The sequence below is a fragment of the Alkalilimnicola ehrlichii genome (assembly GCF_003399765.1).
Taxonomy (GTDB): Bacteria; Pseudomonadota; Gammaproteobacteria; order Nitrococcales; family AK92; genus AK92.
Map to the genome: position 1 here is coordinate 157722 of NZ_NFZV01000005.1, position 21758 is coordinate 179479.

The 21758-nt window shown below is 56.4% G+C and carries 17 protein-coding genes, 1 tRNA gene and 3 pseudogenes; 12 read left to right on the plus strand and 9 right to left on the minus strand.

The window, feature by feature from the left end; translation table 11 throughout:
• The first annotated feature begins 12 nt into the window (after positions 1 to 12).
• The 3 genes from ftsA (at position 13) to lpxC (ending at position 3733) form a co-directional block, all read left to right on the plus strand.
• Complete coding sequence (ftsA, locus tag CAI21_RS06925; RefSeq protein ID WP_116301613.1) at positions 13 to 1248, plus strand: cell division protein FtsA; 1236 nt, start codon at positions 13 to 15, stop codon at positions 1246 to 1248.
• Between the two features lie 76 nt (positions 1249 to 1324).
• Positions 1325 to 2485, plus strand: coding sequence for a cell division protein FtsZ (gene ftsZ, locus CAI21_RS06930; RefSeq protein WP_116301614.1), 1161 nt, complete (start codon positions 1325 to 1327; stop codon positions 2483 to 2485).
• Positions 2486 to 2821: 336 nt separating this feature from the next.
• The gene (gene lpxC, locus CAI21_RS06935; protein WP_116301615.1) at positions 2822 to 3733 is read left to right on the plus strand and encodes a UDP-3-O-acyl-N-acetylglucosamine deacetylase; all 912 of its coding nucleotides are present in this window, start codon (positions 2822 to 2824) and stop codon (positions 3731 to 3733) included.
• 168 nt (positions 3734 to 3901) lie between these two features.
• Here the strand turns inward: lpxC and CAI21_RS06940 are convergent, their stop codons facing one another.
• The gene (locus tag CAI21_RS06940; RefSeq protein WP_116301616.1) at positions 3902 to 4255 is read right to left on the minus strand and encodes a DciA family protein; all 354 of its coding nucleotides are present in this window, start codon (positions 4253 to 4255) and stop codon (positions 3902 to 3904) included.
• 148 nt (positions 4256 to 4403) lie between these two features.
• On the opposite strand from CAI21_RS06940, the gene secA reads away from it, so the two are divergent.
• Genes secA through CAI21_RS06955 form a run of 3 tightly spaced genes read left to right on the plus strand, consistent with a single transcriptional unit; the run spans position 4404 to position 9372 of the window.
• A complete protein-coding gene (gene secA / locus CAI21_RS06945; RefSeq protein ID WP_116301617.1) occupies positions 4404 to 7130 on the plus strand; it encodes a preprotein translocase subunit SecA in 2727 nt (908 codons plus the stop codon).
• A gap of 7 nt (positions 7131 to 7137) precedes the next feature.
• Entirely contained in the window at positions 7138 to 8355 is a 1218-nt protein-coding gene (argJ, locus tag CAI21_RS06950) for a bifunctional glutamate N-acetyltransferase/amino-acid acetyltransferase ArgJ (protein WP_116301618.1), read from the plus strand.
• Positions 8356 to 9372, plus strand: a complete 1017-nt coding sequence (locus CAI21_RS06955) for a Nudix family hydrolase (RefSeq protein WP_309544664.1) — start codon at positions 8356 to 8358, stop codon at positions 9370 to 9372. It begins immediately after the preceding gene.
• Here the strand turns inward: CAI21_RS06955 and CAI21_RS06960 are convergent.
• From CAI21_RS06960 to ispB, 8 genes and pseudogenes are all read right to left on the minus strand, one after another.
• Complete coding sequence (locus tag CAI21_RS06960; RefSeq protein ID WP_116301619.1) at positions 9351 to 9551, minus strand: DNA gyrase inhibitor YacG; 201 nt, start codon at positions 9549 to 9551, stop codon at positions 9351 to 9353. The two genes, CAI21_RS06955 and CAI21_RS06960, sit on opposite strands and share 22 nt — an antisense overlap.
• 8 nt (positions 9552 to 9559) lie before the next feature.
• A complete protein-coding gene (zapD, locus tag CAI21_RS06965) occupies positions 9560 to 10342 on the minus strand; it encodes a cell division protein ZapD (RefSeq protein ID WP_116301620.1) in 783 nt (260 codons plus the stop codon).
• Between the two features lie 167 nt (positions 10343 to 10509).
• A complete protein-coding gene (gene coaE / locus CAI21_RS06970) occupies positions 10510 to 11136 on the minus strand; it encodes a dephospho-CoA kinase (RefSeq protein WP_116301621.1) in 627 nt (208 codons plus the stop codon).
• Positions 11136 to 12008, minus strand: a complete 873-nt coding sequence (locus tag CAI21_RS06975) for a prepilin peptidase (RefSeq protein ID WP_116301622.1) — start codon at positions 12006 to 12008, stop codon at positions 11136 to 11138. The genes coaE and CAI21_RS06975 overlap by 1 nt, the downstream gene beginning before the upstream one ends.
• Before the next feature lie 59 nt (positions 12009 to 12067).
• A pseudogene (locus CAI21_RS06980) lies at positions 12068 to 13278 on the minus strand (type II secretion system F family protein).
• 57 nt (positions 13279 to 13335) lie between these two features.
• A pseudogene (gene pilB, locus CAI21_RS06985) lies at positions 13336 to 15056 on the minus strand (type IV-A pilus assembly ATPase PilB).
• Positions 15057 to 15317: 261 nt separating this feature from the next.
• Positions 15318 to 15394: transfer RNA gene (locus CAI21_RS06990), tRNA-Pro, on the minus strand.
• Positions 15395 to 15402: 8 nt separating this feature from the next.
• Positions 15403 to 16371 (minus strand): octaprenyl diphosphate synthase, encoded by a 969-nt coding sequence (ispB, locus tag CAI21_RS06995; RefSeq protein WP_116301623.1) that lies wholly within the window; start codon positions 16369 to 16371, stop codon positions 15403 to 15405.
• A 365-nt stretch (positions 16372 to 16736) separates the two neighbouring features.
• On the opposite strand from ispB, the gene rplU reads away from it, so the two are divergent.
• The 6 genes and pseudogenes from rplU to CAI21_RS25840 form a co-directional block, all read left to right on the plus strand.
• Complete coding sequence (gene rplU, locus CAI21_RS07000) at positions 16737 to 17051, plus strand: 50S ribosomal protein L21 (protein ID WP_116301624.1); 315 nt, start codon at positions 16737 to 16739, stop codon at positions 17049 to 17051.
• A gap of 12 nt (positions 17052 to 17063) precedes the next feature.
• Positions 17064 to 17321: a 50S ribosomal protein L27 gene (gene rpmA / locus CAI21_RS07005; protein WP_116301625.1), complete on the plus strand. Its 258-nt coding sequence runs from the start codon at positions 17064 to 17066 to the stop codon at positions 17319 to 17321.
• Positions 17322 to 17414: 93 nt separating this feature from the next.
• The gene (gene cgtA, locus CAI21_RS07010) at positions 17415 to 18467 is read left to right on the plus strand and encodes an Obg family GTPase CgtA (protein ID WP_116301626.1); all 1053 of its coding nucleotides are present in this window, start codon (positions 17415 to 17417) and stop codon (positions 18465 to 18467) included.
• Positions 18468 to 18471: 4 nt separating this feature from the next.
• On the plus strand, positions 18472 to 19608 hold the full coding sequence (gene proB / locus CAI21_RS07015; RefSeq protein ID WP_116301627.1) for a glutamate 5-kinase: 1137 nt from the start codon (positions 18472 to 18474) through the stop codon (positions 19606 to 19608).
• 748 nt (positions 19609 to 20356) lie between these two features.
• Positions 20357 to 20650 (plus strand): hypothetical protein, encoded by a 294-nt coding sequence (locus CAI21_RS22855; RefSeq protein ID WP_147305047.1) that lies wholly within the window; start codon positions 20357 to 20359, stop codon positions 20648 to 20650.
• Between the two features lie 257 nt (positions 20651 to 20907).
• A pseudogene (locus tag CAI21_RS25840) lies at positions 20908 to 21678 on the plus strand (PhoX family protein); the annotation flags it as partial.
• Positions 21679 to 21758: the final 80 nt, after the last annotated feature.

Genomic DNA, 21758 nt, shown 5'->3' on the forward strand with positions numbered 1-21758 from the left:
AGGATAAATCGAATGACCAAAAAGACCGAACGAAATCTGTTGGTTGGTCTGGATATCGGCACCTCGAAAGTGGTGGCGATTGTTGGCGAGATGAACCAAGAAGGTGTGATCGACGTGGTGGGTATTGGTTCTCACCCGTCCCGCGGCCTGAAAAAAGGCGTGGTGGTCAACATCGAGTCGACGGTGCAATCGATTCAGCGAGCGGTGGAAGAGGCGGAACTCATGGCCGGGTGCCAGATTCATTCCGTCTATACCGGCATTGCGGGTAGTCATATCCGAAGCCTTAATTCGCACGGGATCGTTGCCATTCGCGACAAAGAGGTGACCTCCGGCGATGTCGAGCGCGTCATCGACGCGGCACGGGCGGTTGCCATTCCGGCCGACCAGAAGATCCTGCATATCTTGCCGCAGGAGTTCCTGATCGATAACCAGGAAGGTATTCGCGAACCGATCGGGATGTCCGGCGTGCGCTTGGAAGCCAAAGTGCACATGGTGACCGGCGCTGTTAGCGCCGCGCAGAACATTATTAAGTGTGTCCGTCGCTGCGGGCTAGAGGTGAACGACGTCATTCTCGAGCAACTCGCTTCGGCGCACGCCGTTTTAACCGACGACGAAAAAGAGCTTGGCGTGTGCGTCGTCGATATCGGCGGCGGAACCACGGATATTGCGATTTTTACTGAAGGTGCGATTCGTCATACCGCCGTAATTCCGATTGCCGGCGATCAGGTAACGAACGACATTGCAGTTGCGTTGCGCACACCGACTCAGCACGCGGAAGAGATCAAGGTTAAGTACGCCTGTGCGTTGTCCCAGCTGGCCGCCGTCGAAGAGACCATTGAAGTGCCTTCGGTCGGTGAGCGCAAACCGCGACGCTTGTCCCGCCAGACTTTGGCGGAAGTAGTCGAGCCCCGTTACGAAGAACTCATGAACCTAGTACAGGCGGAATTACGCCGCAGCGGGTTTGAGGATTTGATGGCGGCGGGCCTGGTCTTAACCGGTGGCAGTTCGAAGATGGAAGGCGTTATCGACCTTGCCGAAGAGGTGTTCCACATGCCTGTTCGCTTGGGGCAACCGCAGAACGTCGCGGGACTCGCCGACGTGGTGCGTAATCCGATCTATTCGACGGGTGTCGGTTTATTGCAGTTCGGTTGGATGAATCAAGGGAGTCCCATGCCGGAGTTGCGAGGCGACCGGGGCTTCGAAGCCTTCATGGCGCGGATGAAGAGTTGGTTTCAGGGCAATTTTTAATAATTGAGTAACGCGCGGGATGCGCGTTGTTCTGACGTGTTTAGGTGCGGTAGATGGAGATCTTAAGGAGGCTAGAATGTTTGAGCTAATGGATTCGTATAGCCAAAGCGCCGTCATTAAAGTAATCGGTGTCGGCGGCGGCGGCGGTAACGCCGTTCAACATATGGTGTCGGCGGATATTGAGGGGGTCGATTTTATCTGCGCGAATACGGATGCGCAGGCCCTCAAGAACACGGCTGCTCGCACGGTATTGCAGCTGGGTACGAGCGTAACCAAAGGTTTGGGAGCGGGCGCTAACCCCAATGTCGGGCGGGATGCCGCGCTCGAAGACCGGGAGCGTATCCAGGAGCTGCTCGAAGGGGCGGATATGGTGTTTATCACCGCCGGTATGGGTGGCGGCACGGGCACCGGTGCGGCACCTGTCGTTGCCGAAGTTGCGAAGGAAATGGGGATTTTGACGGTGGCGGTTGTTACCAAACCCTTTCCTTTCGAAGGCGGCAAGCGGATGCGCGTCGCTCAGGAAGGTATCGAACAGCTCGGCAAGCACGTTGACTCTTTGATCACGATCCCCAATGAAAAGCTGCTCAGCGTTTTGGGTAAGAACCTGACCTTGCTGGATGCTTTCAAGTCGGCTAACGACGTGTTGCTCGGTGCGGTAAAAGGCATCGCCGAACTGATTACCCGCCCGGGCCTGATTAACGTCGACTTCGCCGACGTGCGTACGGTCATGTCGGAAATGGGAATGGCGGTGATGGGTTCCGGTGCCGCTTCGGGAGAAGGCCGGGCGCGCGAAGCCGCCGAGCGGGCTATTGCCAGTCCCTTGCTGGAAGATATCGAGATTGCCGGCGCCAACGGTATTTTGGTCAATATTACCGCTGGTATGGATCTCTCTATCGGAGAGTTTGACGAGGTAGGTAGCACCATCAAGGACTTCGCGTCCGAGGACGCCACCGTCGTTGTCGGTACCGTTATCGATCCGGAATTGGAAGGCGAGTTGCGTGTTACCGTGGTGGCCACCGGTTTAGGGGCCGAAGGCAAAGCGGCGCAACCGGCTGCGGCTCCGGCTCCGCAACCGCAGACCGTTAGCAAAAAGCCGAGCGGCGAGGTCGATTACGCGCAGTTGGATCGACCCACGGTCATTCGTAAGAAAGCGGCGAATGAGCGTTATCCGGAGCAGGGAAGCGGGGATCTCGATTATCTAGACATCCCGGCCTTCCTGCGCCGTCAGGCAGACTGACGGCTCTACCATCTCCGCACCTTTTCGGCTGCGGCGGGCATTGACGCCCGCCGCAGGGCCGTCCCGAAAGCAGCGGAACTGGCGTTGGGAGCGGGGGCTGCAACAGTGTTGCTCGCTACCGAAAGCCATTTTGTACAGCTAGTCGGGAACCTCTTCATCTTTTTCTGCTCTAACGTGATGTGCGATGGAGTTCGCAAAAACTATAAGCCAAGGTAGGCACGTCGGTCGTATTTCCGTACAATGGTGCGCTGCAACCATGACAATGGCCATGGATCCCGCATTGGCGCCGGCCTTACGACTTTTCCTTGATGTGATGCATGAGGAGTCTTCCTCGCGATGATTCGACAACGGACACTAAAAAACAGCATCCGTGCCACAGGTGTTGGCCTTCACACTGGTGAGAAGGTTTACTTGACCCTGCGGCCGGCCGCGCCGAATACGGGTATCGTTTTTCGACGTGTCGATTTAGACGAACCGGTGGAGATTAAAGCAGCGCCGGAGAATGTCGGCGATACGCAGCTTTCCACCTGCTTGATAAATGGCGATGTGCGGGTTTCTACCGTTGAACATCTGCTTTCCGCCATGGCAGGGCTAGGCATCGATAATGCCTACGTCGATGTGAGCGCACCGGAAGTGCCGATTATGGACGGTAGCGCTGGCCCCTTCGTGTTCTTGATCCGCTCCGCCGGTATCGAAGAGCAGGCTGCCGCCAAGAAATTCATCCGTATCAAACGTCCGATTAAGGTCGAAGACGGCGATAAGTGGGTTCGTTTCGATCCATTCGACGGATTCAAAGTCGGCTTTACCATCGAATTCGACCATCCGGCATTCAAGAATGTCGATCAACAAGCGGTTGTCGATTTCTCTTCGACCTCCTTCGTCAAGGAAGTCAGCCGGGCGCGTACGTTCGGTTTTATGCGCGATTTCGAATGGATGCGCGAGCGCCAGCTGGCTTTGGGCGGGAGCTTAGACAACGCGATTGTTGTCGACGATTTTCGCATTCTCAACGAAGACGGTTTGCGCTATCGCGACGAGTTTGTGAAGCATAAGATCCTTGACGCGATTGGCGACTTGTACCTGCTCGGCCACAGCTTGATCGGTGCATTCAGCGGCCATAAGTCCGGCCATGCCTTGAACAACCGCCTGTTGCTGGCCCTGCTGGCTGAGCAGGATGCTTGGGAAGAGGTAACCTTCGAGGACGAAGAGGCAGCGCCCATCGCGTTCGACCAACCCGTTTCTGCCGCTTAGCGTGCACCTCCTGTCAAAAGGAGGCTAAGGAGCGCCGCGCTAATGGCTTTGCTCCTTAGCGGTCTTTCTTGCCGGCGCCCGCTTGAGCCAGCCTCTCTAAGGCTTGGCGCAGGCGGGCGTCTTCCGTTGCGGCGGCACTGGAGGCAATAAGCTCGGCCGTCTCACGACTCATGTCCGTTTTTGTCGCGGTTTCTCGCGTTGCAGAGGTCGATAGCCGTTGCTGCGCACCTGTACCGTTCTCGGGCGGAACCCGAGCGCTTGCTCGACTGTCTCCAATAAAGTGTGTTGCGCAAAGCGTAACTGCGCTGCCCACGCTGGCGATTCCGCGACTAAGACCAGTGCCCCCGGTTCGACTTTTGCCAGTTGCCAACGGCCCTGTAGATTCGTTGGCAATTGCCGCTCCAGCGTCCTCGTGAGTTGAGCTAAGCGGGAGGCTTGGTTCAGGATTTTGGCGCTAGTTCCGCCGCCTGTTTGGCGTAACCACTGAGTCAGTCGGCGGGGGCCGTCGGTACGATCGCCCATTCGTTTGGCCTCGGTTTGTGGTGGCAAGATAGCGCAACGCTTTCACAATGGTAAAAAACGCGGAATAGATACAGTATAGTAAGCGTTTTTCCCAGGCGGCTGGAATAGGCCTGTATACGGAAGTCACATCAGACGCGGATAACCCTATATGTTAAGCGCGATTGCAAAGAAGGTTTTCGGAAGTCGCAACGACCGCTTGATCGGTAAGATGCGCAAGACCGTCAACCGTATTAACGACTTGGAAACCGACTTCAGCGGTTTGTCGGACAGCGAACTGAAGGCGAAGACAGAAGAGTTTCGCCAGCGCCTTAAACAGGGCGAAACTCTCGACGATGTGTTGCCGGAGGCGTTTGCAACGGTTAGGGAAGCGTCCAAGCGCGTGCTCGGCATGCGGCATTTCGACGTACAGCTTATCGGTGCGATGGTTTTGCATCGGGGCAAAATCGCCGAGATGAAAACTGGCGAGGGTAAAACCCTGATGGCGACCTTGGCCGTTTACCTTAATGCCTTGCCGGGCGAAGGTGTGCACGTAGTCACGGTCAACGATTATCTTGCGCGGCGCGACGCCGAGCAGATGGGGCGTCTATATGGTTTCCTTGGAATGACCACGGGTGTGGTCGTACCCGGAATGCCGCCGCAGGAAAAGCAGGAAGCTTATGCGGCCGACGTTACCTACGGTACGAACAACGAATTCGGCTTCGATTACCTGCGCGACAATATGGCCTTTAGTAAAGAGCACCGTACCCAGCGGAAGCTCAACTTTGCCATTGTCGACGAAGTCGACTCGATCCTTATCGACGAAGCTCGAACCCCTTTGATTATTTCGGGGCCAGCCGAGGAAAGTAGCGAGCTGTACCAGCGCATGAATCAAATCGTGCCAAAGCTCAAGCGGCAGGCGGGAGAAGAAATCGAAACCGAGGAAGAGGCAGGCGATTACTACGTCGACGAGAAATCGCGTCAGGTTTACATCAGCGAACAAGGGCACGGTCAGGTCGAGGATCTGCTTAAGCAGGAAGGCTTGTTAGGCGAAGGCGAGAGCCTGTACGACGCGCGCAATATCGGGCTTGTCCATCACCTGAATGCGGCTTTGCGGGCTCACGCGCTGTTCCAGCGCGATGTGCATTACTTAGTGCGCGATAACCAAGTCGTCATTGTCGATGAATTCACCGGTCGTGCGATGGCCGGTCGGCGCTGGTCGGAGGGTTTACACCAAGCGGTTGAAGCTAAGGAAGGGTTACCTATCCAAAGCGAAAATCAAACGCTGGCATCGATTACCTTCCAGAACTACTTCCGGATGTACGACAAGCTGTCCGGCATGACCGGTACGGCGGACACCGAGGCGTACGAATTTCAGCATATCTATGGCTTAGAAGTCGCTGTTATTCCTACTCACCGGCCGATGATCCGCGAGGACCATAACGACCTTGTCTTTCTCACGGCAAAAGAGAAATTCGACGCCATCGTCGAAGATATCAAGGATTGTCGCGAGCGCGGCCAGCCTGTACTGGTCGGTACGGCCTCCATTGAGGCTTCCGAGTATCTGGCGCAGCTGTTGCGGCAGAATAAGATCCCGCACAACGTGCTGAATGCCAAGCAGCACGAGAAAGAGGCGCACGTGATTGCGCAGGCCGGGCGGCCGGGGACGGTTACGATCGCAACCAATATGGCGGGGCGCGGTACTGACATCGTGCTTGGCGGCAATCTGGATGCCGAGCTTGCCGAACTCGGCGAGGATGCGAGCCAAGAACAACTTGAGCGTGCCCGTCAGGAATGGGAAGAGCGGCACAATAAAGTCGTGGAAGCAGGCGGCCTCCACGTCGTTGGTACCGAGCGGCATGAGTCGCGCCGGATCGATAATCAGCTACGCGGCCGTTCGGGACGTCAGGGCGATCCTGGGTCGACTCGGTTTTACCTGTCGCTAGAAGATAATCTTCTGCGGATCTTCGCATCTGACCGCGTTAGCAACCTCATGCAGCGACTCGGGATGCAGGAAGGCGAAGCCATCGAGAGCGGCCTTGTCTCGCGGGTGATCGAAAATGCCCAACGGAAAGTCGAGGCGCATAACTTCGATATTCGTAAGCACCTTCTGGACTTCGACGATGTCGCCAACGATCAACGTCGGGTCATTTACGCTCAGCGTAATGAGCTGCTTGAGGCCGAGGAAGTCGGTGACGCGATCGCATCGATGCGGGTCGATGTTGTGAATAAGGTTATTGATCAATTCATCCGGCCTGGCAGCGTCGACGAGCAATGGGATATCCCTGGCTTGGAAGAGGCGTTGGAGGGCGATTTCAATCTGAAATTGCCGGTTCAGCAGTGGTTGGACGAGGACGACAGCCTGCACGAAGAGCCCTTGCGGGAGCGGATCGTTGAGGCGATCGCCGAGCAGTATAAGGATAAGGAAGCTCAGGCGGGTTCGCAGGTCCTGCGGCAGTTCGAGAAGGCGGTGATGCTACAAGTGCTGGATGCGCAGTGGAAAGAGCATCTGGCCGCTATGGACTACTTGCGGCAAGGTATCCATTTGCGCGGTTACGCGCAACGCAACCCTAAGCAGGAGTTCAAGAAAGAAGCCTTCGCGATGTTCTCCGAGATGCTGGACCGGATTAAGCACGAGATCATTTCTATCGTGTCGCGTGTTCAGGTGCGGGCGCAGGAGGACGTCGAAGCGGTGGAAGAGCAACGCCGCCGCCAAGGGAAAATGGAGTTCAAGCACGAAGACCCGGGCAGCCCAGGCGTTGACGAAGAAGAGGCGCGGCAGGCTGCTGCAGGGGCGACAACATTTGTGCGGCAAGAGCGTAAAGTGGGCCGTAACGAGCCTTGTCCTTGCGGCTCCGGTAAGAAATATAAGCAGTGTCACGGACGCTTAACGGAATAAATACTCGATGGCAGTAGGTTATCAAGGTTTACCGGAGTTGATGCCGGTCGCCGGCGTGCGCTTGGCTACCGTCAAGGCGGGGATTAAAAAGCCTGATCGACGCGATCTGGTGTTGTTCGAGCTGGCACCGGATACGCAGTGTGCGGCGGTTTTTACGCAGAATCGCTTTTGCGCAGCTCCGGTGCAGGTGGCAAAACAGCACTTGTCCGTGGGCAGACCAGGCTATTTACTCATTAATACCGGTTACGCTAATGCGGGCACAGGCGAACGGGGGCTGGCGGACGCGATAGCCTGCTGTACGGCGGTTGCCGAGGTCGCCGGTTGCGAGCCCGAGCGGGTGCTACCTTTCTCGACCGGCGTGATCGGCGAACCGTTACCGGTTGAGCGTATTAAGGCTGCTGTGCCCGCGCTATTGGCTGAGCTCAGCGACACGGGCTGGGCAGCTGCCGCCGAAGGTATCATGACGACGGATACCGTACCGAAAGCGGCGAGTCGTACGCTTGAGCTAGGCGGGCAGCGAGTGACCCTGACCGGCGTTTCCAAAGGGGCCGGCATGATTCGGCCGAATATGGCGACAATGCTGAGCTTTGTCGCTACCGATGCGGCTGTCGCGCCGGAGCTGTTGGACTCGGCTCTGCGAGAAGCGGTGGCGGTTTCGTTTAACCGCATTACGGTGGATGGCGATACGTCCACTAACGATGCACTGCTGTTGTTGGCGACGGGCCGGTCGGGCGCGTCTGTCATCGACGCTGAGAATAGCGATTATCGGCGTTTCGTCGCTGCGTTAACGGATATTTGTATCGAGTTGGCGCAGGCCATCGTCCGCGACGGCGAAGGAGCGACCAAGTTTATTGCCGTTAAGGTCGAAGGTGCCGAAACGGTCGCCGAGGCAGAGCAGGTTGCATTTACCGTTGCCGAGTCGCCCTTGGTAAAAACGGCGTTATTTGCCGCCGACCCTAATTGGGGGCGGATTCTGGCTGCGATCGGTAGGGCGGGTGTCGACGATCTGGCGGTCGAGCGTGTGCGCTTGTATCTCGACGATTTGTTGATCGCTGACAAAGGGGGGCGTGTGGCGGATTATGACGAATCGGCAGCTGCCGAGCGGATGGCTAAGGAGGAATTGACCATCGGCATCCGTTTGGAGCGAGGCAGCGCCGAGGCGACGGTTTGGACATGCGATTTCTCCTACGATTATGTCCGGATCAATGCCGACTATCGCACCTGAATGAGCGCCAAGTATGAGAGTAAGCCGCTGCATGTTGCGGTAGCGGCCGTTTTCGACGCTGCCGGGCGGGTGCTACTCGCTCGGCGGCCGAAGCATGTTCATCAAGGCGATTTGTGGGAGTTTCCCGGCGGTAAAGTCGAGGCGGGCGAGAGCGTCGAAGCCGCCTTGGCGCGGGAGCTTTGGGAAGAGGTCCATATTCGGCCCCTGCGCAGTCGGCCTCTGATCCAAATCCCCTTTCGTTACCCAGATCGCTACGTATTGCTCGATGTATGGCGGGTAGAAGCTTTTGCCGGAGAACCTGAAGGGCGGGAAGGACAACCGTTGGCGTGGGTTGAGCCGGATTCGTTAGGCGCTTACCGTTTCCCGGCCGCGAATCGGCCAATTGTTTCCGCCGTTCAGTTGCCGCCGGTATACGCCATTAGCGGGTCCGTCGGTACCGAGGTCGAGCGTTTCCTCACGACCCTCGAACAAACGCTGGATAGCGGTGTGTCGCTATTACAGTTGCGACTCGGCTTGCCGGAGGATAGCCCGGCGTTTGCCGAAATCGCGAAACGCGCTATCGGTAGGGCCCGTTCGCGTGGAGCTCGCGTTTTGCTGAATGCCGCGCCTCAGCGGGCTCGGCAGCTTGGCGCCGATGGCGTGCACTTGAGTTCGGCGCGATTAAGGGCTTTGGGCGAGCGCCCTTTACCGGACGCTTACTGGGTTGCCGCATCCTGCCACTGTGCGACTGAGTTAGCACAAGCTGCCCGCATCGGCGCCGATTTTGCCGTTTTGTCTCCGGTTTGCGAGACACCGTCTCATCCAGGTGCCAGGCTGTTAGGGTGGGAGGGGTTTCGTGAGCTGACGGCCGAGGCAGCGCTGCCTGTGTATGCCTTGGGGGTGTCGACACGACTTCCCTGGAGCGTGTCTACCGTGCCGGCGGGCAAGGGATCGCTGGTATTCGTGCCTTCTGGCAAGTACCCGAGTAATCGACCTTATGAGCCGGGCGCCGGCAACTACTCATTGGCGGAAGGGTAGTCGCTGTCGATATTGTCAAAGAGCGGCTCGTTCAACTCATTGCCGGCGATGTGATTACTACCGTCAAACCAAGCGCCAAGATCGATGAGTTTGCAGCGCCGACTACAAAATGGCCGGTAACGAGCTTCCGAGTTCCAAACCACTTTGGTATCGCAGGTTGGGCAACGGACTACAGTCATTTCATACCTCAAATCACGCAGCAGCAGAGTTGAAACTCTACGTCGTCGTTTATCTGTACCGGCCGCTCCCGGGTGTCGTCTTGCGATAGAAAGCGGACGGTGAAAAAGAGTTTGCTACCGCTTATCTCCGGAAAGCAGTGGGCTCCCTCAGGTAAGCCAATGCGGATCAGCTGATAGGGAACATCGCGCTCTAACGTTCGCTGGTAATTTCCTCGCTCCGCCCATTGTTGCTGCGGAATAGCACTATCTCGTAAGACGGAAAGCAGCAACTGGCCGCTTCTTCGGAGCGGGTCGAAACTAGCAAGCCATGCTTGCAGCTGAGCTTGGCGTTTAGCCGCGGCTTGGCTTAGCCAGTTTTGATAGGTTGGAAGATCGAAGCCGCAGGTGCCGCCAGCTATCCCGCTGCGCTTAATGATACTATTGAGTAGCTCGTCGGCTTTAAGTTCGCAGCCCGGCTGGCCGCGAACGGCGCGGAGTTCGTTAATCAGGCTTCGAGCGTTGCCAAGGGTTTCTTGCAGGCGCTCTTGGGCAACGCCGGGGCTATTCTCCAGTCGCTGTAGCGTTGTGATGAGACGTTCGAGTTCTTGTACCAAGTCGGTGCGCAGGTCGCCGCGTTCCAATACGCCGAGGATAGCGATGAGCGAGTCAACGGCTCTTCTGCTATGCCATACCGTATCGCCTTGGATGGCTTTTTGCGCCTCGTCATAGAGAAGCTCAAGCCGCAACAGCGTACGAACCCGTTCGTTGAGCGGTTGTTCGTAAATGAGTAAATTCTGCTCGGCATTCGCCATGGGGCCATATCCTTGCTATTCCAAGGGCGGGCTTAGCTTGCCGCCGCGTATTACATCGCCTAATGTGTCTGCGGTCGCCATGTTGGGCCGGCGAACAGCCTGGCGTGTATCTGACCGCGAGTGCTTGGCTTCCGTATATATTGCTTTAACCGAAGGGCAAAGCATGCCTAGCCAGGGTTTCGTTCGGCAGCCAAGCTCAGGTAGTGCCGGTGCAAAGCTTCGACTTTCGGCTTTAGTTCGTTAGGACCGGCGCTGTTTTCGAGTACGTCGTTGGCAGCGTCAAGCCGCCTTTGTCTTTCCGTTTGCGATGCGATAATGGCATCCGCCTGTGTCCTATCGCAGGCGTCTCGCTGCATGAGCCGGCTGCGTTGGGTTTCTACCGGCACGTCGATTACTAAGATACGGTCAACAAGTTTACTGAAATCCGACTCGACCAGCAGCGGTACTACGAGAATAACGTACGCTGCCTGTATTTGGTCGAGTTGGTCAAGTAGGCGCTGCCGAATCAAAGGATGCAGTATGGCTTCTAGCTGCTGCCGTGCGGTTTGGTCTTGAAAGACGACATTCCTTAAGCTGCGCCGGTCTAGGCGCCCATGTTTATCGATTATGGTAGCGCCAAAAGTGTCGACAAGCCGGGCCAAGCCCGCCGTTCCTGGCTCTACGACTTCGCGCGCGGCTACATCGGCATCCAGTACGGGAACGCCCAGTTCGGCGAAAAGCTCGGCGACGGTTGACTTGCCGCTCGCAACACCGCCAGTCAGTCCGACAATATAAAGGCTTGTAGGGTTCCGCATTAGTTTAGCCCTGCCCATCTTAGATAAGCGCCCACTAAATCGTCTTGCCATAGTAGCGCTATCCATCCTGCAGCGGCCAGATAAGGGCCGAACGGAATAGGAACGTTGCGATCCTGGCCGCGGAACGCAATAAGCGCGATGCCTACTAATGCGCCGACCAGCGATGATAGAAGGATCACTACCGGGAGAGCTTGCCAGCCTAACCAAGCGCCGAATACGGCCAATAGCTTGAAATCACCGTACCCCATGCCCTCTTTGCCGGTTAATAAACGGAATAGATGGAATACGCTCCAGAGCGACAGATACCCGGCAACCGCACCGATAATGGCGTCTTGCGGCTGCGTGAAGTAACCGCCGAGGCTTAGGAGAAGCCCAATCCAAATGAGGGGCAGGGTTAGGTTGTCTGGCAGTAATTGGTGATCTAGATCAATCCCCGATAGAGCAATCAAGCTCCAGCTGAGGAGTAAGGCCGCCGCGGCTTCGAAGCTATAGCCGAATTGCCAGGCGACTACTGCCGATACAATGGCGGTGAACAGCTCCACTACCGGGTAGCGGATCGAAATGGTCGTCTTACAGCCGCGGCAACGACCTTTCAGCCACAGATAGCTGATAACCGGGATGTTTTCCCAGGGGCGAATGCGGCGTTGACACTCCGGGCAATGCGAAGGCGGCCACCAAAGGCTGTGGCGGCGTTCGGGCGTCTTAGTAGACTCGTCGGGGTTGAGGAATTCTTCGCACTGCTGGCGCCAGTCTGCTTCCAACATCTTCGGAACGCGCAAAATAACGACGTTCAAAAAACTTCCCACCAGCAAACCAAGGACAAAGGTAACGCCGATGAAGGCGGCGAGGGAGTCTTGTAGATAATCGAACATTAGCTGGCGCCTGAAGATTGTCGATGAAAGCCTAAACGCGGATGCCGCGGCCGTGGCCGCTAGACCACTTGCCCCAACTGAAAGATAGGCAGGTACATGGCAATAACGAGGCCGCCCACGAGGACGCCGAGTACGACCATAATGAAGGGTTCGAGCAAGCTGCTTAGGCTGTCGATGGTGTTGTCGACTTCCTCTTCATAGAAGTCTGCGACTTTGGCAAGCATGCTGTCTAATGTGCCGGCTTCTTCGCCTGTGGCTACCATCTGCACCATCATATTGGGGAACAACTCAGCCTGTTGCATCGCCAGTTGTAATTGCTGGCCGGATGCGACTTGGTCGCGCATTTCCAGTACCGCTTCCTCGAAAATTATATTACCTGTGGCTCCTGCGACCGATTCTAAGGCTTCCACGAGAGGAACGCCTGCTGCGAACATCGTCGATAAGGTGCGCGCATAACGTGCATAGGCCGCTTTCTCAAGGATAGTGCCTATGACCGGTATCTTAAGCGATAAACGATCGATGAGTCGGCGGAACTGCGGTGAGCGCTTTCTTACAGCAATAAATCCGCCGATACCGAAGGCGATGCCGGCGAATAACCATACGCCTCTATCTCGGACGAAGTCGGAAAGGTCTAGCACCAGACGGGTAAAAGCCGGTAGGTCCGCTCCGAACCCGCGAAACAGCGCCTCGAACTGGGGAACAACCCAGACGAGTAGAACTACCGTCACGACAAACGCCACTGCAATGACCGCGGCAGGGTAAAAAGCGCTTTCTTAATCTTCTTTTTCAGCGACTCGGTTTTTTCTTTGTATGTCGCTATCTTGTTTAGCAGAGTATCTAAAATACCTGCCTGTTCGCCTGCTTTAACCAGATTTCTGACCAAAGGGTCAAACTGGAGAGGGTGCTTGCCTAGCGCTTCCGTTAGGGAGGTTCCCGCCTCGATATCCGCTTTTATGCCTAGCACCATGTCTTGCATGCTAGATTTTCGGTGTCCCCGTCCGATGATGTCGAAGGCCTGTACCAGCGGCACACCCGAGCTCAACATGGTGGATAATTGCCTGCTGAATATGGCAATGTCGGCCGAGTTGATAGCACCGCCGCGCCTTCTCGTTGCCTTTTTCTGTACTCTGCGCGGGACAATGCCCTGCTTGCGTAACTCGTTCTTGACTAAGTTTGCGCTCGCCGCTTGGCTTTCCCCCTTTACCTTAGCCCCTCTTTTATCGATTCCTTCCCAGGCAAAAGTGGCAAGTTTTATTGTTTTCTCTGCCATAGTCAGTCTTTCCTTGGAGTATTACGCGTTGGAATCTGTCTCGCCGATGTACCTGTCTTAATCTCTCGTGACGCGATTAAGTTCTGCGAGACTAGTAATCCCTTGTTTTACTTTTAACAAACCCGAGCGGCGTAAGTCGGCAACTCCCTCCTTATTCGCTTGCTCGGCGAGCTGCATCGCATTCCCCCCTCCAGGATAATGCGGCCCATTGCTTCCGATACCGGCATGACTTGATAAATGCCGACCCGTCCTTTATAGCCCATGGCGCATTGTTCGCAGCCTTTGGGTTCGTAGACGGTGAGGTCGTCCAGCTCGTCTTCGAGAAAACCTTCTTTAAGTAGTGCCTCCCGCGGCAGGGCTGCCGGCTGCTTGCAGTTGTTGCAAAGGCGGCGTGCCAAGCGTTGCGCGATAATCAAGCTTACCGACGAGGCGATGTTGTAGGGTGCAACCCCCATGTTGGCGAGCCGGGTCAAAGTCTGCGGCGCGTCGTTGGTGTGCAGCGTGGATAGTACTAAGTGGCCGGTTTGCGACGCTTTAATGGCAATTTCAGCGGTTTCTAAGTCGCGAATCTCGCCGACCATGATGATATCGGGGTCTTGGCGCAAGAAAGCTCGCAAGGCAGAGGCGAAGGTCAGCCCGGCTCTGATGTTGAGGTTGACCTGGTTAATGCCGGGGAGGTTGATTTCAACCGGGTCCTCGACCGTCGATATGTTGCGATCGTCGGTGTTGAGGATATTCAAAGCCGTGTACAACGACACCGTTTTACCGGAACCGGTCGGCCCGGTTACCAGGACCATCCCGTAGGGTTTATGGATGGCATTGAGGAACAGTTCTTTTTGTTCTTCTTCGTAACCGAGATGATCAATGCCAAGTTTTGCGCTGTTGGGGTCGAGAATACGTAGAACGATCTTCTCGCCGTAGAGTGTGGGGCAAGTATTAACCCGAAAGTCGATAGCCTTGGTGCGCGACAGGTTGAGCTTGATACGGCCGTCCTGGGGGACTCGCCGTTCCGCGATATCGAGCCGTGCCATGACTTTCAGCCGCGCGGAAAGCCGGGGGGAGAGCGTAACCGGGGGGGCGGCAACTTCTCGCAGCACGCCGTCTTGGCGGAAACGTATCCGGTATTTTCTCTCGTACGGCTCGAAGTGGATATCCGAGGCACCTTTATTAATGGCGTCGAGCAAAATCTTGTTGATAAACCGAACGACGGGAGCGTCGTCGGTGTCGACGTTAGTGACCTCTGCGCTGTCCTCGTCGGTGCTTCCGCCGCCGCTTACCGATAGGTTGTCGAGATCTTCGTCGAGATCAAGATTGGCCATCGCACTGTTCGCACCGTCGAGTGCACGCTCGATGGCTCTGCCGAGTTTGTCGTCTTCAACGAGGATAGCTTCGGTGGTAAGACCGGTATGGAATTTAAGCTCATCGAGCGCGTTGATATCGGTTGGGTCCGATACAGCAACAAACAGTCGTTTGCCACGCTTGAACAAAGGCAAGGCCCGATGCTTTCGAATCAGTTTCTCTTTTACCAGAGAAACCGCTTGGCCGTCGCTGTCCATCACGTCTAAGTCGAACAGCGGTAGGCCAAACTCCTCGGAAGCCGCTTGGGCGATAGCCTTTGCTGGCGCCAGCTTGCTTTCGACCAAGTAGGTAACTAGCGGGGTGCGGGCTTGTCTTGCTTCGCTTAAGGCCGTTTTCGCACTGTCTTCGCTAATTAGGCCGTCACGGACGAGCCTGCCGGCAAGTCCACTAAAATTCAGCATGGGATTGACTGTGGCCATAAGTGATTACGTATTCGTTATCTTAGTTATTTGCTAGCGTATCCGTGCTGGGCAGCGACGATGGCTTGCCAGTCGCTGCAGGTTCCTCAATATAACTTATGCAGTAAGCGCTAACTAGTGGCCGCTCGCCTTTCCTGCCCTTGTGACGCTGTCCATTCGCTGTCAGCGGTGCTGGGCGTCTCGCAGCGACAGTTCATGGTCGGGCGTTGGCGGCAGAGTATAAAAAAAGCCCGGCATCATGGATGCCGGGCTTTCGTTAAATGGTCGGGGTGAGAGGATTTGAACCTCCGGCCCCTGCCTCCCGAAGACAGTGCTCTACCAAGCTGAGCTACACCCCGAGTTCGCCTTAAGCGGTGCGTTCGACCGAAAAATCAGCCAGTCTTTCCAAGGCTTGCCTATAATCGCTGTTCGGGAGACAGCCGAGGCTTTCTTTTGCCCTGTCCGCTTCAAGCTTAGCGAGGCGGCGAGTATAGGCTATCGCTCCGGTCTTTTCAATGGTCTCGTGAACTTCTTTTATGCGGTCGCGGCCCCCGGTTCGTACGACCTCTCGCAGCATGTCCGCGTCCGCTGGGGAGCCTGTGCGGATCGCATAGAGGAGTGGCATTGTCGGTTTGCCTTCCGCTAAGTCGTCGCCAATGTTCTTGCCGATCTCTTCGACGTCGCCGTCATAATCAAGCGCGTCGTCGATAAGCTGAAAGGCATTACCGAGGTGTTTGCCGTAAGCCGCCATTTGGTCGATAACCTCGCTAGACGCGTTCGAGATCATGCCGCCCAATCGGCAGCCGGCCTCAAACAACGTGCCCGTCTTGCGATAAATGACGTCTAAGTAATGCGCTTCGGTAATGTCAGGCTCATGAATATTGAGTAGCTGCATCACCTCGCCTTCGGCAATTGTGTTGGTGGCGCCGGCCATAACGGCCATGATCTCCATTTTGCCGACTTCGACCATCATTTCGAAGGCGCGCGAATAGAGAAAATCGCCGACCAAGACGCTTGCTTCGTTACCCCAGATGCTGTTTGCGGTGTTTTGGCCGCGCCGGAGTTCGGAGGCGTCTACAACGTCGTCGTGCAGCAGGGTCGCGGTATGAATAAACTCGATGACCGCTGCCAATTGAATGTGATCTTCGCCGCGGTAACCGTTGGCTCGCGCTGCCAGTAGAACGATCAAAGGCCGCAGCCGTTTACCGCCGCTGTTGACGATATAACTGCCGAGCTGGTTGATCAGGACCACGTCGGAGCTGAGCCGTGCCTGTATGAGGCGGTTCACGGCAGCCATGTCTTCCGCGGCTAGTGAACGGATGGCGTCGATATCCATTCCAGGGGCTCGGTGTTGAGAAAGCCCGCATGCTAGGGGGGGCTTTCTGAGTGTCAAGATTAAGTACGACTAAAGCAGAACGTATTGTACCTGAATAAGGCGAAGAATAATTCCCTTGCTCTTGAATCGTTATCTGGTTCGTGCTTCTGTCTTGCATCGCTAGGTCTAAGATGTACCGGTTCGACAGCCCCCACTATATATGTCGAAACCAGAGGTTTTGTCGTTTCCGGTTCCTTGAAAAGGCTCGGTGTTCGAAAATAATACCCTTATCTTGATACAAGAGGCGTTCTTTAGTTTGACCTTGAGAAGGCAAGGGGCTAAAATTCCCGCCCTTGTTAGGTCGCAGAAGCCTTGGGAGTACGGACATGTACGCCGTTATCAAGACCGGAGGCAAGCAGTATCGTGTCTCCGAGGGTGAAACCCTGAAGGTCGAAAAATTGGACGCTGATGAAGGCGCGTCCGTGGATTTTGACCAGGTGCTGATGGTCACTGACGGTGACGACGTCAAGATTGGTACGCCGGTCCTGGCCGGTGGCAAGGTCTCCGCGACCGTGCTACGGCATGCCAAGGACAAGAAGGTGACCGGCATCAAGTTCAAACGCCGGCACAACTACAAGCGTACGCTTGGTCACCGCCAACAGTTTACCGAAGTGAAGATCACCGGCATTTCGGCTGGTTGAGAGGTATAGGCAATGGCACATAAGAAAGCTGGCGGTAGTACTCGTAACGGTCGCGATTCCGAATCGAAACGACTGGGTGTGAAGCGCTTCGGCGGTCAGGCCGTTGTCGCTGGTAACATCCTGGTTCGGCAGCGCGGCACGCATTTTCACGCGGGTGAAAACGTTGGGGTCGGCCGTGATCACACCTTGTTTGCCAAGGCAGACGGTAATGTGGTCTTCGAGGTCAAAGGTTCTCGTAACCGTAAGTTCGTAAGCGTTCGCCCGAACTGAGTGACCCGACGCTCCCGCGTTGGAAAAAGCCCCGTCCCTGTGCGGGGCTTTTTGTGCACAATATAAGCTCGGTGAAGTAGGCTCGGGTGCAGCATGAAGTTCGTCGACGAAGTAACCATCCGCGTAACGGCCGGTGACGGCGGCAATGGCTCTGTCAGCTTCCGCAGAGAAAAATATGTCCCACGGGGCGGGCCGGATGGCGGCGATGGCGGTAGCGGCGGCGATGTGTTGCTCGAAGCCGACGAAGGCCTCAACACCTTAGCTGACTTTCGTCATACTCGGCGTTTCGCCGCTGAACGGGGCGAGGGCGGCTCCGGTAAACAATGCAGCGGCAAGAGCGGAAAGCCGCTGGTCATTAAAGTGCCGGTAGGCACTTTAGTGTGGGATCGAGGTACCGAGGAGCTCATTGGCGACCTTGTCAGGCATGGGCAGCGTTTGCTGGTTGCCAAAGGCGGTCGTGGCGGGCTCGGTAACATTCATTTCAAGAGCTCCGTTAACCGGGCACCGCGCCGTGCCACGCCAGGGACTCCCGGCGAGCGGCGAGAACTGCGTTTCGAGCTGAAAGTCCTCGCCGATGTGGGCTTGCTTGGTATGCCTAATGCCGGTAAATCTACTTTTATTCGCGCAGTCTCCTCCGCGCGGCCGAAAGTGGCCGATTATCCGTTTACGACCCTATACCCGAATCTGGGCGTTGTGAGTATTGGTCCGGGGCGTAGCTTTGTCGTCGCCGATATACCGGGGCTTATCGAAGGCGCGGCTGAAGGGGCTGGTTTAGGCGTTCGCTTCCTTAAGCATTTGTCGCGTACGCGTTTGCTGTTGCACATCGTCGATGCGGTGCCGATGGATGACCATGATCCCATCGTAGATATAGAAAGTGTTTACGCCGAGTTGGAACGCTTCAGCCCGGAGTTGGCTGGGAGAGAGCGTTGGCTGGTGTTGAATAAGCTCGATATGTTGCCGGCGGATGCACGTGACGCTCATGCGCGCGAGTTGATCGAGCGTCTGGGTTGGCATGGTCCGGTGTTTCGGATTTCCGCTTTAAGCGGCGAGGGTACGGAGTACTTATGCCAGGAAATCATGAATCACATCGAGCAGCTTGACGGCGACGTGTCCGACGCTAGCGCCGGGCCGGAAGCGGAAGTATAACGTTATGGAAACGCGGGAGCGGGACCGACTCGAGCGGTCAGGGCGCTGGGTTGTCAAGGTCGGCAGTGCTCTGGTAACGAATGACGGTCGCGGCTTGGATAGGCAGCGTATTGCCTCTTGGGTCGAGCAGATCGTGCGTCTGCGCCAAGCTGGGGTCGAGGTTTTGCTGGTCTCTTCCGGGGCTGTTGCAGAAGGAATCAAACGCTTAGGGTGGCTGCGTCGTCCGCATGCACTACATCAGTTGCAGGCGGCGGCGGCAGTAGGGCAGATGGGTTTGGTTCAAGCCTATGAGTCCGAGTTCCAGTGCTATGGCATCCATACGGCGCAGGTTTTGTTAACGCATGACGACTTGTCGAACCGTAAGCGTTACCTGAATGCGCGCAGCACGCTGAAGTCATTGCTTGATTTAGGCGTGGTGCCGGTCGTTAACGAAAACGACACCGTGGCCACCGACGAGATTCGTTTCGGCGATAACGATACGCTGGCAGCCTTGGTTGCCAATCTCGTAGAGGCTGATTTATTAGCCATCCTTACCGATCAGGCAGGACTATTCGATAGCGATCCGCGCAGTAACCCGGACGCCCGTTTGATTTCCAGAGGGCTCGCTGGCGATCCGGCATTGGAGGCGATGTGCTCCGCGGGCGCTGGGGCGCTGGGGAGCGGCGGGATGTTGACGAAGGTTCGGGCGGCGGCCCGCGCTGCCCGCTCCGGGGCGGCAACCGTTATCGCTTCCGGTCGCGAGGAGGCCGTTTTAGAGAGGTTGCGCCAGTCGGAAGCGATCGGCACCTTGCTTCTCCCCAGTCGAGAGCCTGTGGCTGCTCGTAAGCAGTGGCTTGCAAGCCATTTGCAGGTCGCTGGGAAAGTCTGGATAGATGCGGGCGCCGTAAAGGTGCTGCGGGAAGCGGGGAGCAGTCTACTGCCGGTGGGTGTGACACGTGTCGAAGGCAATTTTTCTCGCGGTGAGATGATCGCCTGCATCGGTCCTGACGGTCGGGAGGTGGCAAGAGGGCTGACAAACTATAGCGCTCAGGAAGCCGATGCCATCAAGGGGCACGCGAGCAGCCGGATCGAGCACCTGTTGAGCTATGTCGATGAGCCTGAGCTGGTTCACCGCGATAATTTAGTTATTACTCTTCCTTAACCTTGTGCTGCTCGGCTGGCCGGGCTCGTCCGGCGATCGGCCACTCGTCACGCTTTGCTGTGTTGTCCATTTGCCCGTAATCGGATTTACATTCTTTCGACATCTGTCTGAGTAATCATGCTGCCGTATTTTCAATACGGGCAGGAGCAATGATTGCGAGCCGTTTCCCCGATACTATAGATGCACCGCTTACCAACCAACGGCTTTGTCCATGCCCAACGGAGCCGTGCGCCGCGTAAGGCAGATTTTTGCGCGTTCTCCCGACCTTGACCTCGAGTAGTTGTGGCGGTGATTGACTTCGCCCTGCAAGACTTGCCTTGCGGTGAGCGTGCGGTGGGGGAGACAACAGCTTTCGTATCCATTTAGACATTCATATTCTTTTCTGCGGTAACAGGCACCCCATATTACCTGGTGGCTGGGTGCCGCTGGATTAGGCGGAGTAATGAGCATAGTGTTTTGCGGCGTTACCGTTACGGGTGTCGGTGCTTGCTCGCCAAGAGGCGGGGCGGTTGCGACGGATATCGATCGCGCCCGCTTGGTCTTATCGCTGCTTGTGAACCTTTGTTGGGTTTCCATATCGAAGCAAACTGGAGCCGGTCCAGGATGGGTCGACTCGGGTTGTTGTTGTTGTTAAGGAGATGTTTGCTCTGCTTGCCGTCTTCTTGGTCTTCCATCGAGCGAGCCAAGAAAAAGGTGCGGGGGTAGGGTGCAACGCTTTCTTGACGAATCTATTCTCGAGGATGTCAGGATGACAACAGAATCAATAGAAATAGCACGTCGGTTCGATGCGGTTGCCGATGCATTGAGAGCAGCGGTCGTGTGCCCTCCGTTAGTGCTTGGCCGTCTTTCTGGCGATGGATTTGTCGTGTACAGCCCTGTGTCGCCGCCGCCGGATGTGCAAAGAGATATTCTGGTATTGACGCGGGAAGTGTGGATGCCGCTATCTCGTTGGGGAGAGGAGTTGATGGAAAAGATCTTTGCCGCTTGCGAGCATCAACCTGGTGCCGAGGAGTTCTATCTCGCCGCTAATGGCGGAAGCTAGCGGTTACCCTTTTGCCTAGTCTTAAAATCGTCATGTCGCGTTAACGCTGCCGCCATATCCGTCCTGCAAGCTCTGCCCACGTCTTTACCGTAGGGCAGAGGATTAGAGGAATGACGGATAATAAACGGAACAAATTGAACGTGGTCGACAATGGTGACGAGCCATTATGTAACCATTCCGACAACGCGACTTTCGCCAGTATTCTCGAAGCGCGTATGGGGCGCCGCGACCTTTTGAAAGGCACTTTAGGGGCGGCGATGGTGGGCCTGTTCGGCACCGGATTAGTCGCTTGCGGCAGTAGCAGTAGCTCTAATAACGGTGGGGGCGGCGGCGGTGGAGGCGGTCAGCCTACGCTCGGTTTTACAACGGTGCCCCTGAGCGAATCCGACGACATTGTGGTTCCAGAAGGCTATAGGTACCACGTACTGATGCCCTGGGGGCAGCCGATTACCGGCTCCTATCCGGCCTTTAGTTTGTCCAATAGCGGTGCCGACCAAGGGCAGCAGGTAGGTATGCACCACGACGGGATGCATTTCTTCCCGATTGAAGGGGAAGACCCGTACGAAGGTAGTTCGGAAGACGGCTTGCTGGTGATGAATCACGAGTATATCGAGCCGCGCTTCATGCATGTCGAAGCGATCGGGCAGCCGTTCAATCGTGGCCATTATCCGACCAAGGGCGACGGGACGCGCGCTGCCGATCAAGTCCTGAAGGAGATGAATGCGCACGGTATCAGCGTGGCGCGCATCCGTAAAGGAACGAACAACGAATGGTCCGTTCAACCGGATGTGCGTAATCGACGGATTACGGCTCTAACCGAAATGGAAATCCATGGCCCTGTCCGCGGTTCCGGATTGGTTCGTACTAAGTACAGCCCCAATGGAACCCGCGTCCGCGGTACGTTGAATAACTGCGCCCATGGTGTCACACCGTGGAATACCTACGTCATGGCGGAAGAGAATTGGGCGGGTTATTTCGTTAATCACGACGATACGCTGCCGCGCGAGCATACGCGTTACGGCGTGCGCTCCAGCGGAACGGGCCGTTACGCATGGGAACTGGCAGACAACGGCGCCGATGAATATATTCGTTTCGATGCCAGCAGCAC

What these genes read in the sequence shown, in the direction of transcription:
- ftsA (WP_116301613.1), top strand. Translation starts at nt 13, where the DNA reads ATGACCAAAAAGACCGAACGAAATCTGTTGGTTGGTCTGGATATCGGC.
- ftsZ (WP_116301614.1), top strand. Translation starts at nt 1,325, where the DNA reads ATGTTTGAGCTAATGGATTCGTATAGCCAAAGCGCCGTCATTAAAGTA.
- lpxC (WP_116301615.1), top strand. Translation starts at nt 2,822, where the DNA reads ATGATTCGACAACGGACACTAAAAAACAGCATCCGTGCCACAGGTGTT.
- CAI21_RS06940 (WP_116301616.1), bottom strand. Translation starts at nt 4,255, where the DNA reads ATGGGCGATCGTACCGACGGCCCCCGCCGACTGACTCAGTGGTTACGC.
- secA (WP_116301617.1), top strand. Translation starts at nt 4,404, where the DNA reads ATGTTAAGCGCGATTGCAAAGAAGGTTTTCGGAAGTCGCAACGACCGC.
- argJ (WP_116301618.1), top strand. Translation starts at nt 7,138, where the DNA reads ATGGCAGTAGGTTATCAAGGTTTACCGGAGTTGATGCCGGTCGCCGGC.
- CAI21_RS06955 (WP_309544664.1), top strand. Translation starts at nt 8,356, where the DNA reads ATGAGCGCCAAGTATGAGAGTAAGCCGCTGCATGTTGCGGTAGCGGCC.
- CAI21_RS06960 (WP_116301619.1), bottom strand. Translation starts at nt 9,551, where the DNA reads ATGACTGTAGTCCGTTGCCCAACCTGCGATACCAAAGTGGTTTGGAAC.
- zapD (WP_116301620.1), bottom strand. Translation starts at nt 10,342, where the DNA reads ATGGCGAATGCCGAGCAGAATTTACTCATTTACGAACAACCGCTCAAC.
- coaE (WP_116301621.1), bottom strand. Translation starts at nt 11,136, where the DNA reads ATGCGGAACCCTACAAGCCTTTATATTGTCGGACTGACTGGCGGTGTT.
- CAI21_RS06975 (WP_116301622.1), bottom strand. Translation starts at nt 12,008, where the DNA reads ATGTTCGATTATCTACAAGACTCCCTCGCCGCCTTCATCGGCGTTACC.
- ispB (WP_116301623.1), bottom strand. Translation starts at nt 16,371, where the DNA reads ATGGATATCGACGCCATCCGTTCACTAGCCGCGGAAGACATGGCTGCC.
- rplU (WP_116301624.1), top strand. Translation starts at nt 16,737, where the DNA reads ATGTACGCCGTTATCAAGACCGGAGGCAAGCAGTATCGTGTCTCCGAG.
- rpmA (WP_116301625.1), top strand. Translation starts at nt 17,064, where the DNA reads ATGGCACATAAGAAAGCTGGCGGTAGTACTCGTAACGGTCGCGATTCC.
- cgtA (WP_116301626.1), top strand. Translation starts at nt 17,415, where the DNA reads ATGAAGTTCGTCGACGAAGTAACCATCCGCGTAACGGCCGGTGACGGC.
- proB (WP_116301627.1), top strand. Translation starts at nt 18,472, where the DNA reads ATGGAAACGCGGGAGCGGGACCGACTCGAGCGGTCAGGGCGCTGGGTT.
- CAI21_RS22855 (WP_147305047.1), top strand. Translation starts at nt 20,357, where the DNA reads ATGACAACAGAATCAATAGAAATAGCACGTCGGTTCGATGCGGTTGCC.